Raw genomic sequence first — 14893 nt, 5'->3', positions numbered from 1 at the left:
GTCCCGGTGTTCTCAGACACCGCCCATGCCCGAGTGCTCCGCGAGCCGGTCGAGAAACGCCCTCTGCGCGCTGACGATCACCTCCCGGGCCCGGTCGAGGGCGAACCACGCCACCCGGTCCACCTCGGGGAACTCCTCCAGGCGCCCGGACCTCGGCGGCCACTCCATCGTGAAGGTGCCCGGCTCGATCGCCGCCGGGTCGAGGTCCGCCTCGACCGCCCAGGCCGTGACGGTCTTGCCACCGCTCTGTCGCACCTCGCCGAGCGGGACGGCCTCCCCGTCGGGCGGAGCCAGCCCCAGCTCCTCCCGGAACTCCCTGCGGGCCGCGTCCCAGGACGGCTCGTCGGGGTCGTACTCGCCCTTGGGCACGGTCCACGCCCCGGCCTCCCGGCGGGCGAAGAACGGGCCGCCCATGTGGGCAAGCAGGACCTCCGGACCGTGGTCGGTGCGCCGGTACAGCAGCAGACCCGCGCTGCGCCTGCTCCGCCCGGTCACGGCGCCACCTCCGGGTGGGCGGCCAGCAGCATCTCCACGGTGTCGGCCTCCTCGGGCCGCTTGTCCTCCCGGTAGCGCACCACCCGGGCGAAGCGCAGGGTGACGCCGGCCGGGTAGCGGGTGGAGCGCTGCAACCCGTCGTAGGCGATCTCGACCACGAGTTCGGGGCGCACCGTGACGACCCAGCCGTCGTCCTCGACGGCCAGTTCCTTCAGCCGCTCGGTCTGCCAGGCCAGCATCGTGTCCGTCATGCCCTTGAACGTCTTGCCGAGCATGGCGAAGGAGCCGTCGGGGTTGCGGGCGCCGAGGTGCAGGTTGGACAGCTTGCCGGTACGGCGGCCATGGCCCCACTCGGCGGCCAGCACCACCAGGTCGAGGCTGTGCACCGGTTTGATCTTGAGCCAGGACGCGCCGCGCCGGCCCGCGCTGTAGGGGGCGTCGAGCGCCTTGACCACCACGCCCTCGTGGCCGCGCTTGAGCGTCTCGGTGAGGAAGGTCTCCGCGGCGGCGATGTCCTCGGGGTCCCCGGGGTCGTGCACGAGTGTGCGCCGCACCCGCATGGGTTCCGGGACCAGCCGGGAGAGCTCGGCGTGCCGCTCCGCGAACGGAAGGTCCAGCAGGTCGCGGCCGTCCACGGACAGCGCGTCGAAGAAGACGGGGGAGACGGGGACGGACGCGGCGGCCGTCGCCACGTCCACCCGGGAGCCGACCCGTCCGGAGGTCTGCTGGAAGGAGCGCGGCCTGCCGTCCTCGTCCAGGGCGATGACCTCGCCGTCCAGGATGAACCGCTCGCCCGCCAACTCCAGGGCTGCCGAGGTGATTTCCAGGAGCCGGTCGGTGATGTCGTCGAGGGTGCGGGTGTGGATGCGGACGTCGTCGCCGTCCCGGTGGACCTGGACGCGGATGCCGTCGAGCTTCTCCTCGACGGCACACGCACCCAGCTTCCGGACGGCCTCGGCGACCGAGGACGCGGTCTGCGCCAGCATCGGCAGCACCGGACGGCCGACCGTCAGCCGGAACGCCTCCAGGGCCGCCGGGCCGTCGCCCAGCAGCGCCTGTGCCACCGTCTGCAGCGAACCGGCGAGCATGACGGCCCGCCGTACGTCCGCCGGGTCGGCGCCGGTCGCCCCGGCGAGCCCCTCCACGGCGTGGGCGTCCAGCGCGCCCTGCCGTACCTCCCCGGTGAGCAGCCCGAAGAGGAACCGCTGTTCCTCCGCGGTGGCCGCCGCCAGCAGATCGCCGACCAGCCGCTTGCGCTCCGCCTGCGAGCCTGTGCCGGTGACCGAGCCGATCCGTGTCAGCCGGGCGTCCACGTCACGCACCGTGAGCGTGGGCTCGGCGGCCGGCGGAACGTGCTGGTTCAGCAGCTTCCAGCCGATACCGAGCCGCCCCTGGGGGAGGCGTCCCGCCAGGTACGGGATGACGATCGGCACGTCCTCCGCGTCGGCGGCCCGGAACAGCTCGGCGAGCAGCGCGATCTTGCGGGAGCGCGCCGAGGTGGCGGCGACCTCCTGGGACACGCGGGCGAGCCGGCTCAGCAGCATGCAGTCATGGTGCACCGGAGGCGGCCCGCCTACACCCCGACGGCCGCGTCCAGATCGGCCATGAGCAGCTCCGCGTTGATCGCGGCCCCCGCCCGGTGACCGCGGCTCGCCGCGTTCACCACCTGCTCCGCGAAGCCGATGGCGTTGCCCGCCGCCCACAGCCCGGGCACGGTGGTCAGACCCCGCTCGTCGACCACGGGGTACGTGCCGAAAGGGGTCTCTCGCAGCTCGGCGCCCAGCCGCTCGAACAGCCCGGTGCGGGGCAGGGCGCGGGGCGCGAGGAACAGCACGGACCGGTCGTGGACCGTGTCATCCGCGAGCCGGACCCCGGCGAGCCGGTCGCCGTCGACCACCAGCCCTGCCACCTGCCCGGACACCACGGCGACGCCGGCCGCGGCGAGTCGGCGCAGGTCCTGGTCCGTCAGCTCCTCCTCGTGGACCGTGTGCAGGAACAAGGTCACGTCCTTCGACCACTGGGAGACCAGCAGCGCCTGGTGCACGCTCAGCGGTGTCGTCGCCAGCACGCCGAAGGACCGGTCGCGCACCTCCCAGCCGTGGCAGTACGGGCAGTGCAGCACATCCCGCCCGAAGCGCTCGGCCACACCGGGAACGTCGGGCAGCTCGTCCCGCAGGCCTGTGGCCAGCACCAGCTGCCGGCCCCGTACGGTCCGCCCGCCTGCGAGCGCCACGGTGAACTCCCCGTCCGCGCCCCGGACCGCGTCCACCGCCCGGTCCCGGACCAGCTCGACGCCGTACCGCGCGATCTCCTCCCGGCCGGCGGCCAGGAACTCCGCCGGCGGCATGCCGTCCCGAGACAGATACCCCTGCATGTGCGCGGCGGCCGCGTTGCGCGGCTCGCCCGCGTCCACGACGAGCGTGCGGCGGCGCGCCCGCCCCAGGACCAGCGCCGCCGACAGCCCGGCCGCGCCGCCACCGACGACGACCACCTCGTACTTGTCGGTCATGGTGACCACCTCCACGCCCGAAGGTCGCCCACGCGCTGCCGCATTGACAAACATGTTTGCCGAAACTGCAATACGACCATGAGTACGGACGACGTTCTGGCCGGCGTGGGCCCGAGGCTGCGGCGGATCCGCAAGGAGCGGGAGGTGACACTCGCGGCGCTGTCGGAGGCCACCGGCATCTCCGTCAGCACCCTCTCGCGCCTGGAGTCGGGTCTGCGCAGGCCCAGCCTCGAACTGCTGCTGCCGATCGCGCAGGCCCATCAGGTACCGCTCGACGAACTGGTCGGCGCACCCCCGGTGGGGGACCCGCGGGTGCGCGCCAAGCCGATCGTCCGGGGCGGCCGCACCCACTGGCCGCTGACCCGGCAACCCGGAGGCCTCCAGGCCTTCAAGGTCCTCGAACCGCAGCGCAGGCTCGAACCCGACCCCCGGACTCACGAGGGCTACGAGTGGCTGTACGTGCTCTCCGGGCGGCTGCGGCTGGTGCTGGGCGAGCACGACGTGGTGCTGACCGCGGGGGAGGCCGCGGAGTTCGACACCCGGGTGCCGCACTGGTTCGGGTCGACGGGGGAGGGACCGGTGGAGTTCCTCAGTCTGTTCGGGCCGCAGGGGGAGCGGATGCACGTGCGGGCGCGGCCCGCCCGTACGTGACGCGTTCGACTGTTCCCACAGGGGCAAGCGACCGCTTAGTATGCGACGGACCCGTTCGGACGACGCAGTGGCGTGGAGGCCCCGCATGCAGGCATGGCAAGTGCACGAGAACGGCGAGCCGAGCGAGGTGATGCGCCTTTCGGAGGTGGAGCCCCCCACGCCCGGCGAGGGCCAGGTCCTGGTGAAGGTGCGGGCCGCCAATGTCAACTTCCCGGACGCTCTGCTGTGCCGCGGCCAGTACCAGGTCCGGCCCCCGCTGCCGTTCACGCCGGGCGTGGAGATCTGTGGCGAGACCGAGGACGGCCGCCGAGTGATCGCCAACCCCGCGCTCCCGTACGGCGGTTTCGCCGAGTACGCGCTCGCGGACGCCGCGGCCCTGCTGCCCGCCCCCGACTCCCTCGACGACGCCGAGGCCGCCGCCCTGCACATCGGCTACCAGACGGGCTGGTTCGGTCTGCACCGCCGGGCCGGTCTCCAGGCCGGCGAGGCGCTGCTCGTCCACGCTGCCGCAGGAGGGGTCGGCAGCGCGGCCGTACAGCTCGGCAAGGCGGCCGGTGCCACGGTCATCGGCGTCGTCGGGGGGGCGGACAAGGCGTCCGTCGCCCGGGAGCTCGGCTGCGACATCGTGATCGACCGGCGCGCCGAGGACGTCGTCACCGCGGTGAAGGAGGCCACCGGCGGGCGGGGCGCCGACGTGATCTACGACCCGGTCGGAGGCGCGGCCTACGCCCAGTCCGCGAAGGTCGTGGCCTTCGAGGGCCGGATCGTCGTCGTGGGCTTCGCCAGCGGCTCGATCCCCAGCCCGGCGCTGAACCACGCACTTGTCAAGAACTACTCGATCCTCGGCCTCCACTGGGGCCTGTACAACACCAAGAACCCGAAGCTGGTCCAGCACTGCCACGAACAGCTCACCGAGCTGGCCGCTCGGGGCGCCATCAGGCCGCTGGTCAGCGAGCGCGTGCCGCTCGGCGGGGCCGCGGCCGCCGTGCAGCGCGTCGCCGACGGCGTGACGACCGGCCGTGTCGCCGTCGTCCTGGAGAACGGAGCCGCCGCATGACCGACGCAGCCGCACTGCGCCGCCGCACACAGGAGTTGCTGGCCGTGTACCCTCCGGCCACCACCGACCGCCTCGACTTTCTCAGGGCCCGCTTCGACGCCGGGCTCGCCTGGGTGCACTACCCGGAGGGCCTCGGCGGCCTCGGTGCGCCCCGCTCCCTCCAGACCGTCGTCGACGCAGAACTGGAGGCCGCGGGCGCCCCGGACAACGACCCGCGCCGCAACGGCATCGGGCTCGGCATGGCCGCGCCGACGATCCTGCGCTACGGCACCGAGGAGCAGAAGCGGCGCTACCTGAGGCCGCTGTGGACCGGCGAGGAGGTGTGGTGCCAGCTGTTCAGTGAACCCGGCGCCGGATCCGACCTCGCCGCCCTCGGCACGCGGGCGGTCCGGGACGGCGAGGACTGGGTGGTCGACGGACAGAAGGTGTGGACGTCCAGCGCCCACATCGCCCGCTGGGCCATCCTCATCGCCCGCACCGACCCGGACGTGCCCAAGCACCAGGGCATCACCTACTTCATCTGCGACATGACCGACCCGGGCGTCGACGTCCGCCCGCTGCGCCAGATCACCGGCGAGGCCGAGTTCAACGAGGTCTTCCTCACCGGCGTCCGCATCCCCGACTCCCGCCGTCTCGGCGAGGTCGGCGACGGCTGGCGGGTCGCGCAGACCACGCTCAACAACGAGCGCGTCGCCATCGGCGGCATGCGCCTCCCCCGCGAGGGCGGCATGATCGGCCCGGTCGCGAAGACCTGGCGCGAACGCCCCGAACTGCGCACGCACGACCTGCATCAGCGGCTGCTGAAGCTGTGGGTCGAGTCCGAGGTCTCCCGGCTCACCGCCGAACGCCTGCGCCAGCAACTCGTCGCGGGGCAGCCCGGCCCCGAGGGCGCCGGCATGAAGCTCACCTTCGCCCGCCTCAACCAGGAGATCAGCGGCCTGGAGGTCGAACTGCGCGGTGAGGAGGGCCTGTTGTACGACGACTGGACCATGCGCCGCCCCGAGCTGGTCGACTTCACCGGTCGTGACGCCGGCTACCGCTATCTGCGCTCCAAGGGCAACAGCATCGAGGGCGGGACCAGCGAGGTCCTGCTGAACATCGTCGCCGAGCGCGTCCTCGGCCTGCCCGCCGAGCCGCGCACCGACAAGGACGTCGCCTGGAAGGACCTCGCTCGATGACCGACCTGCTGTACTCGGAGGAGGAAGAGGCGCTCCGGGCCGCCGTCCGGGACCTGCTCACCGACCACTGCGCCCCGACCGACGTCCTCACCCGCATCGAATCCGACGCCCCGCACGACCTCGCCGTGTGGAAGTCCCTCGCCGAGGGCATGGGACTGGCTGGTCTCCTGGTTCCCGAGGAGCAGGGCGGCCAGGGCGCCTCCGCCCGCGAGGTCGCGGTGGTCCTGGAGGAGTTGGGCCGGGCGGTCGCTCCCGTGCCGTATCTCACCAGCGCGGTCGTGGCCACCGAGGCCCTGCTGGCCTGCGGTGACGAGGAACTGCTGGGGAAGCTGGCCTCCGGGCGCACCATCGGCGCCCTCGCGGTCGGGCTGCACGCGGCTCCGGGCGCCGTCCACAAGGCCCTACGACACGAAAACGGCAGCCTGTACGGGGAGTTGTCCGGTGTCGCCGACGCTGCCGTGGCCGACGTGCTGCTCGTACCGGCCGAGGACGGCGGCCTGTACGCCGTGGCCGCGGAGGCCGTGACGGTCACCCCGCAGGTCTCCCTGGACCTGACCCGGCCCCTGGCGACGGTACGGCTGGAGGGCGCTCCCGGCCGCCGTGTCGGTGACGCCGGACCCGCCGTCCGACGCGCCCTGCGCGCCGCCGCCGGACTGCTCGCCTCCGAGCAACTGGGCATCGCCGACTGGTGCCTGACCGAGACCGTGCGCCATCTGAAGGAACGCAAGCAGTTCAACCGGCCCGTCGGCGGGTTCCAGGCGCTCAAGCACCGGCTCGCACAGCTGTGGCTGGAGGTCGCGGGACTACGGGCCGCCGCCCGCCACGCCGCCGACGCGCTCGCCACGGGCAGCGAGGACACGGACATCGCGGTCGCCGTCGCGGAGGCGTACGCGGCACCCGTCGCCGTCCGCGCCGCCGAGGAGGCCCTGCAACTGCACGGCGGGATCGGTATGACCTGGGAGCACCCGGTCCACCTGTACCTGAAGCGGGCCAAGGCGGACTCCCTCGCCTACGGCACGGCGGGCGCCCACCGCGAGGCCCTGGCCGACCTGGTCGACCTGCAAGCCCCCTGACGTGACGCCCGGGAGAAGCCCGCCCGACCCGGGGGCGGGCTTCTCCGTGTCGCCCGCCGGTCGTCGTGGAACCACACGTTCGGCGGACACGTCAGCCGCCCGGACGAACCCTTCACTACGCCACACTTGCGGCCGAAAGCCGCGAAGTGAGCGTGGCGGAGGAGGGTGATGATGGCCGTTTCCATCTCGGTGGTGCTGCTGCTCCTGATCATTGCGGTGATCTTCCTGCGCGGCGGCGCCATGAAGATCTCGCACGCTCTGGTCTGCATCCTGCTCGGGTTCTTCCTGGCCAGTACCAGCATGGCGCCGACCATCCACCAGGGGCTCGCGGCGACCGCGCAGATCGTCGGCAGCCTGCGCCCCTGATGCTCACGAGTCGCTGAACACCCCGATCCCGTCCGGGACGGGGCGTTCGGCTCCTCCGCTCGGATGGTTGCGCACGCTCACCGCGCCCGTGCCCGCCGGCCGGGTGACCAGGGTCGTGGAGCCGCCGCCGTCGAGGTTGAAGCCGTCCGTGGCGCCCAGCCGGCGCAGGATCCGGGCGACTTCCGACACGGTCAGGCCGCTGCGATAGGCGGCCGAGCCGTCCAGGGCGAGGAGCAGCAGGCGGCGGCCCCCGTCCTCGATACCCACCGCGGTGCGCACGGCGGACGTCGTGGCGTCGAGGCCGGGCAGCGGCGTGCCGTGCCGCAGCACCGGGAAGCCGCCGACGGCGAAGCGGTACGGCACCCCGGACAGGGCCGCCACCAGCCGGTGCCGCACCCGGACCTCCTCCCCCTTGAACAGCTTGCGCAGCTGCCGCGCCCCCGCTTCACGGCCCACCAGGACCGTGGTGCCGGCCGCGATGGGACCGCTGCCCGGATGATCGGCCGTGGCGGTGACCCGGCCGCCCCGTACGGTCACCTCGTACGAGTCGGTACTGCACGGCCCGCCCCGCTCGGCGTCCGTGCCGCAGATGGCGCGCAGCCGCGAGACACTGCCCCAGTCCGACGTGTACGCCCCGATCGACCCCTGGGGCAGCGCGTACTGGTTCAGCCCGCGCAGCGGCAGCCGCTCGCCCGGTGTGGTCACGGAGCCGTCGAGCCTCAGCCGGTCGAGGCGCGCGGTACGGTCCCTGCCCACGCCCAGCACGTCCTCGGTGCTCGCGCCGGGCGGCAGTTCGGGCCCGAAGCGCTGCCCGGGCGGCACGGCGGCCTTGAGCGTGTGCCCGTTCGCGACGGCCGGGCCGACGGCCGAGCCGGTCGCCGGGACCCACGGGTGCTGCGTCTCGGTGATGTCGAAGAAGTCACCGTTGATGCCCGCCACCGCACGCTGCGCGTCGGCGAGTTGGGAGACGGTGGCGCGGGCGGACACCACGCGCGGATACAGCAGGTCGACCCGTACGTGCGGATCGCGCAGGTCGACGGTGACGAGGTGGGCGCGCGTCACCCCGTGTGCCGCGGAGATGTCGAACTCGCTGTACTGGACGCCCGGCGCGAGCCTCCGGGTGTCCGGCGCGGCGCCGGCCGGCGCGGCCCCCGCGAGGGCGGCAGCGGCCAGCGCGCTCCATGCCGACAAAGCCCTCAGTGTGACTCTCAACCGTCTGTTGCGACGTGTCACAACTCCCCCTGATGTCTCGCCAACTCCCGTAGGACTCGGGGGAAGTGCACCAGAACGCGGTGTCCCGTGCGGTGCTCAGGCGTCGACGACGCGGGAACGGATGAGAAAACGCACTCCTTCGGGTGCTTCCAGGGAGAAGCCGCTGCCCCGGCCCGGCACCACGTCCACGATCAGCCGGGTGTGGCGCCACGCCTCGTACTGGCTTCTGGACATCCAGAAACCCACGGGCTCGTCGACCCCGTCGACCTCCAGCTCCGCGAGCAGCACGTCCGAGCCACCGGTGCGGAACTCGCCCTCCGGGTAGCACATGGGCGCGCTGCCGTCGCAGCAGCCGCCGGACTGGTGGAACATCAACGGCCCGTGGACCTCCCGCAGCCGCCGCACCAGCTCGGCGGCCGCGGGGGTCAGCTCCACGCGCGGGATCATGTCCGTGGTCACGGCACCCATGTCAGCACGGGTCAGGTTGCAACGACGTTGCGGTCGGAGCCCCGAACAATCGGAGCCCCGAACAATCGGAGCCCCGAACAAAAGGGGGAGTTCGATCAGGTCTCAGCTCCGGTAGCCGCGCAGCTTGCGGTACAGCGTCGCACGGCCGATCCCGAGCGCGGCCGCCGTACGCGCCTTGTTGCCGCCGTGACGGCGCAGCGCCTCCAGGATCGTGGTGCGCTCGGCGTGCTCCATCGGGCTGAGCGGACGCACCGCGGGCCCGTCACGCACGGGATCCGGCAACTCGGCCCGGCGGACCGGCCCGGACGCCCGGCGGTGCTCCGCCAGCGCCCGTACGACATGCGCCAGTTCGGTCACGTTCCCGGGCCACGGATACCGCTCCAGGGCGCGCAGGGCGTCCAGGGCCCAGGTCAGCGGCGGGCTGCCCGCTGCGGGGCGAGGGGCCAGCGCCGTCAGCAACTCCCTTATGTCCTCGGGGCGCTCGCGCAGCGCCGGCAGGGTGACCGAGCGGGCGGCCAGCGTGTCCAGGAGCCGCTGGAGACACGGACCCGGCGGCGTGCCGGGCGTGTAGGTGACCAGCAGCGGCGCCTCGGGGTGCGCGTCGAGCAGGGAGTTCAGAGCGGCCACGCCGGACTGCGCGAGCCGTTCGGCATGGCGGAGCAGGAGGGGACGGCCCTCGGCCAGCTCGGCGAGCGCGCGGTCGAGTTCCCCGTTCTCCGCCGCGTCGGCCACCCGTGCGGCGCGCCCGCCCAGCAGCTCCCGGGCCAGCGCGGTCTTCCCCGTCCCGCGCTCACCCGTCAGCAGCAGCGGCTCGCGGGAGCGGGCCAGCTCGACGGCGCGCCCGACGGCATGGCGCCAGGCGACCGAGCAGCCGACCAGGGCGACGGCCGGGCGCGGCGCCCGAGGTGGGGGATCGCGCAGCGGCTCCAGTGCGGCCACGATGCCGATGACCGTGCCGTCCCGGCGTACCGGAGTGATCCGCGCGGTGCACCCCGCGCCCTCGGGCACTACGGCCTCGGCGGGCATTTCCTGGTGCCGTACCGCCACCGCCGTACGCTCCAGGGCGTCCAGGGACTCCGGCGCGAGCATGCGCTGCGCCGCCGCGCTGACCAGGCGGCTGAGGCCGTCCAGCGCGACCACCGCGGCGTCCGGCCCGCGCGCCGCGCGCAGATAGGCGTCCAGCAGGATGCGCTCGGGTGGCCGTGCCCGCGCGAGCAGTTCGGCCTCCACGGCCGCGGCGGCCGCCTCCGCGAGCGGCGCGCCCGGATGCGGCGGGCACCCGGCGCACAGCTCGGACGCCACGGTCACCGTGCCGAGCGCCTGCCCGGTCCACGCCGCCCGCACCGGGACGCTGACCGCCGACACGTCCTGCCACCGGTCGAGGTAGTGCTCCGGCCCGTGCACCTCGGCCCGCCGCCCGGTGCGCAGGGCGAGCGCCGCGCTGTTGTGCCCGACCACCCGCTCCGACAGATCGGGCCAGGGATCGAGCCCGGCCACGCCTCCGGCCGTCCACAGCACCCGCAGCCGCTCGTCGGTGAGGACGAGGACCGACCGGCCGGGGCCGAGCGCGGGGGCGATGCGGTCGAGCACGGCCCGGGCCGCCTCCAGCAGCGCCGACTCCACCGGACGTACCGGATCGGCGGACGGCTCCCTCAGGTCGTGCGGCACCCCGAAGAACCGCGCACGCCGCCAGGCGGCGACGACCTCGTCCGGTACGCCGTCGGGCAGCGGACGCCCCGACAGGAACCGCTCGCGTGCCAGACGCAGCGGGTCGAGCGCGGGGTCGGCGGGGGAGTGTTCTGTGGTGGTCACAACGCCCCTACCGTAGCGGTTCCGTTGAACGAGAAACTACTACCCCGTCCCGCGCACACGAGCCGATGTCTCGGAATGAGACACCCATGCGCCCGCGCGCCAGTCCATGATCATGAACGCTTGATGTCCGTTCCCCCTGTCAGGAGCGCCCCGTGTCCACCGTCGTCGAGACCGACGTTCTGATCGTGGGCAGCGGCCCGGCCGGTGCCTCGGCCGCGCTCGCCCTGAGCACCTACGGCGTGCCCAACCTCGTCGTCACCCGCTACGCGAGCCTCGCCGACACGCCCCGCGCGCACATCACCAACCAGCGCACGATGGAGGTGCTGCGCGACCTCGGAGTCGAACAGGACGTCATCCGGCAGGCCACCCCGCAGCACCTGATGGGCAACACCACCTTCTGCACCAGCCTGGCCGGGGAGGAACTGGGCCGGGTGCGCTCCTGGGGCAACGACCCGCTGGTCCAGGCCGCGCACGAACTCGCCAGCCCCACCCGTATGTGCGACCTGCCACAGCACCTCATGGAGCCGGTCCTGGTGGACGCGGCCGTCGCCCGCGGCACCCGGCTGCGCTTCCAGACCGAGTACCTCTCCCACACCCAGGACGCCGACGGGGTCACGGCCACCGTCCGCGACCGGCTGCGCGGGGACACCTACGAGATCCGCGCCAAGTACCTGATCGGCGCGGACGGCGGCCGCTCGAAGGTCGCCGAGGATGCGGGCCTGCCGATGGGCGGTCAGATGGGCGTCGCCGGCAGCATCAACATCGTCTTCGACGCCGACCTGACGAAGTACACGGCCCACCGCCCCTCCACCCTCTACTGGGTCCTCGCGCCGGGCGCGACGGTCGGCGGCATCGGCGCGGGTCTGGTGCGCTGTGTCCGGCCCTGGACCGAGTGGCTCATCGTGTGGGGCTACGACGTCCAGGCGGGCGCCCCCGACCTGACCACCGAGTACGCCGAGTCCGTCATCCGAGGGCTCGTCGGCGACGACGAGATACCGGTGACCGTCAAGTCGTCCTCGGCGTGGACCGTCAACGAGATGTACGCGGAAACCTACTCCAGCGGCCGGGTCTTCTGTGCCGGGGACGCCGTGCACCGCCACCCGCCGTCCAACGGCCTCGGCTCCAACACCTCGATCCAGGACTCCTACAACCTGGCCTGGAAGCTCAAACTGGTCCTCGACGGCACGGCGAGCCCCAAGCTGCTGGAGTCCTACACCGCCGAGCGCGCCCCCGTCGGCAGGCAGATCGTCACCCGCGCCAACCGGTCCATCGGCGAGACCGCGCCCATCTTCGAGGCACTGGACGGGCTGTCCCCGCAGACGCCCGAGCAGCTGTGGGCCAACATCGCCGCCCGCAAGGAGGCCACCGAGGCCGCCGAGAAGCAGCGCGCGAAGCTGCGCGAGGCGATCGCCTTCAAGGTGTACGAGTTCAACGCGCACGGCGTCGACCTCAACCAGCGCTACGTCTCGCACGCGATCGTCCCGGACGGCACCCCCGACCCGGGCTTCACCCGCGACCCCGAGCTCCACCACCAGCCCTCCTCCCGCCCCGGTGCCCGCCTCCCGCACGCCTGGATCACCTCCGGCACCCGCACCCTGTCCACCCTCGACACGGTCGGCAAGGGCCGCTTCACCCTGCTCACCGGCATCGGCGGCGAGTGCTGGGTGCGGGCGGCGAAGGCGCAGCGGATCGAGATCGCGACCGTGGTGATCGGCCCGGGACAGGAGTACGAGGACCCCTACGGCGACTGGGCGCGGCTGCGTGAGGTGCCCGACGCGGGCGCCCTGCTGGTGCGGCCCGACGGCTTCGTCGCGTTCCGGCACGCGTCCGCCGCCTTGGACGCCGAGGAACTGCTGTCCCAGGCGTTGCGGCGCATCCTCGGGCAGGCCTGAACGCGGGATCATGGGGGAAGCGACAGGTACGTCGTGGACGATGAGGAGCACGGCATGACCATCGACAGCACCGCCGGCCAGGACACGGTCACCGGGGAGGCCCTCGCCAGTCTCGGCGCGACCGCCGATCCCCGGCTGCGCGAGCTGCTCACGGGCCTGATCCGCCATCTGCACGCCTTCGTGCGCGAGACCCGGCTCACCCAGGAGGAGTGGGAGAAGGCCGTCGGCTTTCTGACGGCGACCGGACAGACCTGCACGGACACCCGTCAGGAGTTCATCCTGCTGTCGGACGTCCTCGGCGTCTCCATGCTGGTCGAGACCCTGAACGGCCACCGCGCGCCCGGCGCCACCGAGTCGACCGTCCTCGGACCCTTCCACATGACCGCCTCACCGGTGCGTCAACTGGGCGACGACATAGACCTGGTGGGCAGTGGCGAGCCGTGCGTGGTCAGCGGCCGGGTGCTCTCCGAGGACGGCACACCCCTGCCGGGCGCCGTCCTCGACGTGTGGCAGGCCGACGCCGAGGGCCACTACGACGTGCAGCAGCCGGACCTCCAGCCGGCGGGCAACGGACGCGGGCTGTTCACCGCCGACACCGAGGGCCGCTTCTGGTTCCGCACCTGTGTACCGGCCCCGTACCCCATCCCGACCGACGGCCCGGTCGGCGCCCTGCTGCGGGCCACCGGCCGGCACCCGTACCGCCCCGCACACATCCACTTCATCGCCACCGCCGACGGACACACCCCCGTCACCACGCACATCTTCGTGGCCGGCAGCGACTACCTTGACTCCGACGCCGTCTTCGCGGTGAAGAAGAGCCTGGTGCAGGACTTCACGGTCACCGACGACCCGTCGCAGGCGCGGGAGTTCGGGGTACCCAACCCGTTCCGGCAGGCCCGCTTCGACCTCGTCCTGGAGCGTGCGACATGACCTTCAGCACCGACTTCACCTACGAGACGCGCCCCGTGCGGGTCGTCTTCCGGCCCGGCGCCGCCGTCACCGCGACCCCGGACGAGGCCGCGCGCCTCGGCCTGCGACGGCTGCTCGTGATCTCCGGCAGCCGCGGCGAACCCACCGCACGGGCGGTCGCGGACGCCCTCGGCGACGCCTGCGCCGGGCTGCACGCCGAGGCCCGCATGCACGTACCCGCCGACGTCGCCGACCGGGGCGTCGAGGCGGCGCGGGCCGCCGGCGCCGACGGGTGCGTCGCGGTCGGCGGCGGCTCCGCGATCGGCCTGGGCAAGGCGATCGCGCTGCGCACCGGGCTGCCGCTGATCGCCGTGCCGTCGACCTACTCCGGATCCGAGATGACCCCCGTGTGGGGGCTGACCGAACACGGGGCCAAGCGCACCGGCCGCGACCCGCAGGTCCAGCCCCGCAGCGTCGTCTACGACCCCGAACTGACCCTCTCCCTGCCCGTGGCGCTCACCGTGACCAGCGGCATCAACGCGCTCGCGCACGCCGTCGAGGCGCTCTACGCCCCCGACACCTCCCCACTGGTCCAGCTGATGGCCGAGGACGGCACCCGGGCGATGGCCGAAGCGCTGCCGCTGCTCGTCGCCGACCCGGGCGACCTGGAGGCGCGCAGCCGCGCACTGTACGGGGCGTGGCTGTGCGGAGCGTGCCTCGGTGCGACCACCATGGGGCTGCACCACAAGCTGTGCCATGTGCTGGGCGGCACCTTCGGGCTGCCGCACGCCGAGACGCACACGGTGGTGCTGCCGTACGTCCTCGCCTACAACGCGCCCGCGGCACCCGAGGCGGTGACCGCGCTGCGGCGGGCGCTCGGCGCGGAGGACGTGGCGCGCGCCCTGTGGGAGCTGGGAGGCCGCCTCGGCGCGCCGCGCTCCCTCGCCGAACTCGGCCTGACGGAGCGCGACGTGACGACGGCCGCCGCCCAGGTGACGGCCCAGCCGTACGCCAACCCCCGCCCGGTGACGGCGGACGGGGTGCGGGGTGTGGTGAGGGCGGCGTACGAGGGAAGGGAGCCCGAGACGGCCGCGGCATAGGGGCTGTCACGGCGGCAGGTGCCCTGTGCCGTACCACTGTCTCGTAATGAGACACCCGCGGCGGCGCCGTCCGACCCAAGATCGAAAAGGGGGACCGCACACAGGCGCGGCCGCTTCGGCGTGCCCAGAGCCGCCACTCGCACGGCCGCGCCACCGAAGAAAGGTGAACAT

Annotated in this window: 14 protein-coding genes; 8 read left to right on the top strand and 6 right to left on the bottom strand. The window is 73.2% G+C overall.

The annotated features are described in order from the left end of the window. Positions 1-12 precede the first annotated feature (12 nt). From ACFYZJ_RS08100 to ACFYZJ_RS08090, 3 genes are read right to left on the bottom strand one after another with little or no spacing between them, the layout of a single operon-like run. Positions 13-495: an NUDIX domain-containing protein gene (locus ACFYZJ_RS08100; RefSeq protein WP_388564096.1), complete on the bottom strand. Its 483-nt coding sequence runs from the start codon at positions 493-495 to the stop codon at positions 13-15. Further along, positions 492-2039, bottom strand: a complete 1548-nt coding sequence (locus tag ACFYZJ_RS08095; RefSeq protein WP_388564094.1) for an ATP-dependent DNA ligase — start codon at positions 2037-2039, stop codon at positions 492-494. Before ACFYZJ_RS08095 ends, ACFYZJ_RS08100 begins: the two co-directional genes overlap by 4 nt. Positions 2040-2068: 29 nt before the next feature. Further along, positions 2069-3004, bottom strand: coding sequence for an NAD(P)/FAD-dependent oxidoreductase (locus ACFYZJ_RS08090; protein WP_388564092.1), 936 nt, complete (start codon positions 3002-3004; stop codon positions 2069-2071). Positions 3005-3082: 78 nt separating this feature from the next. On the opposite strand from ACFYZJ_RS08090, the gene ACFYZJ_RS08085 reads away from it, so the two are divergent. The 5 genes from ACFYZJ_RS08085 (at position 3083) to ACFYZJ_RS08065 (ending at position 7329) form a co-directional block, all read left to right on the top strand. Beyond that, the gene (locus ACFYZJ_RS08085) at positions 3083-3655 is read left to right on the top strand and encodes a helix-turn-helix domain-containing protein (protein WP_388564090.1); all 573 of its coding nucleotides are present in this window, start codon (positions 3083-3085) and stop codon (positions 3653-3655) included. Between the two features lie 85 nt (positions 3656-3740). Beyond that, positions 3741-4712 (top strand): NADPH:quinone oxidoreductase family protein, encoded by a 972-nt coding sequence (locus ACFYZJ_RS08080; protein ID WP_388564088.1) that lies wholly within the window; start codon positions 3741-3743, stop codon positions 4710-4712. After that, entirely contained in the window at positions 4709-5890 is a 1182-nt protein-coding gene (locus ACFYZJ_RS08075; protein ID WP_388564086.1) for an acyl-CoA dehydrogenase family protein, read from the top strand. The genes ACFYZJ_RS08080 and ACFYZJ_RS08075 overlap by 4 nt, the downstream gene beginning before the upstream one ends. Then, entirely contained in the window at positions 5887-6963 is a 1077-nt protein-coding gene (locus ACFYZJ_RS08070) for an acyl-CoA dehydrogenase family protein (RefSeq protein ID WP_388564084.1), read from the top strand. Before ACFYZJ_RS08075 ends, ACFYZJ_RS08070 begins: the two co-directional genes overlap by 4 nt. Positions 6964-7134: 171 nt before the next feature. Then, entirely contained in the window at positions 7135-7329 is a 195-nt protein-coding gene (locus tag ACFYZJ_RS08065; RefSeq protein ID WP_388564547.1) for a hypothetical protein, read from the top strand. A gap of 3 nt (positions 7330-7332) precedes the next feature. Here the strand turns inward: ACFYZJ_RS08065 and ACFYZJ_RS08060 are convergent, their stop codons facing one another. The 3 genes from ACFYZJ_RS08060 to ACFYZJ_RS08050 form a co-directional block, all read right to left on the bottom strand. Further along, the gene (locus ACFYZJ_RS08060; protein ID WP_388564082.1) at positions 7333-8520 is read right to left on the bottom strand and encodes a phosphodiester glycosidase family protein; all 1188 of its coding nucleotides are present in this window, start codon (positions 8518-8520) and stop codon (positions 7333-7335) included. 117 nt (positions 8521-8637) lie between these two features. Then, complete coding sequence (locus ACFYZJ_RS08055; RefSeq protein WP_388564544.1) at positions 8638-8988, bottom strand: DUF779 domain-containing protein; 351 nt, start codon at positions 8986-8988, stop codon at positions 8638-8640. A gap of 123 nt (positions 8989-9111) precedes the next feature. Further along, a complete protein-coding gene (locus ACFYZJ_RS08050) occupies positions 9112-10821 on the bottom strand; it encodes a helix-turn-helix domain-containing protein (RefSeq protein ID WP_388564080.1) in 1710 nt (569 codons plus the stop codon). A gap of 152 nt (positions 10822-10973) precedes the next feature. Here ACFYZJ_RS08050 and ACFYZJ_RS08045 point away from each other — a divergent pair, with 152 nt between their 5' ends. Genes ACFYZJ_RS08045 through ACFYZJ_RS08035 form a run of 3 tightly spaced genes read left to right on the top strand, consistent with a single transcriptional unit; the run spans position 10974 to position 14722 of the window. Continuing rightward, entirely contained in the window at positions 10974-12713 is a 1740-nt protein-coding gene (locus ACFYZJ_RS08045; protein ID WP_388564078.1) for an FAD-dependent oxidoreductase, read from the top strand. Between the two features lie 54 nt (positions 12714-12767). After that, positions 12768-13643 (top strand): intradiol ring-cleavage dioxygenase, encoded by an 876-nt coding sequence (locus ACFYZJ_RS08040; RefSeq protein ID WP_388564076.1) that lies wholly within the window; start codon positions 12768-12770, stop codon positions 13641-13643. Continuing rightward, positions 13640-14722, top strand: coding sequence for a maleylacetate reductase (locus ACFYZJ_RS08035; RefSeq protein WP_388564074.1), 1083 nt, complete (start codon positions 13640-13642; stop codon positions 14720-14722). Before ACFYZJ_RS08040 ends, ACFYZJ_RS08035 begins: the two co-directional genes overlap by 4 nt. Positions 14723-14893 lie beyond the last annotated feature (171 nt).

The organism is Streptomyces sp. NPDC001848 (assembly GCF_042891915.1).
GTDB lineage: Bacteria > Actinomycetota > Actinomycetes > Streptomycetales > Streptomycetaceae > Streptomyces.
Note: the sequence above shows the minus strand (reverse complement) of the source record. Positions and strands in the feature narration are given on the sequence as shown.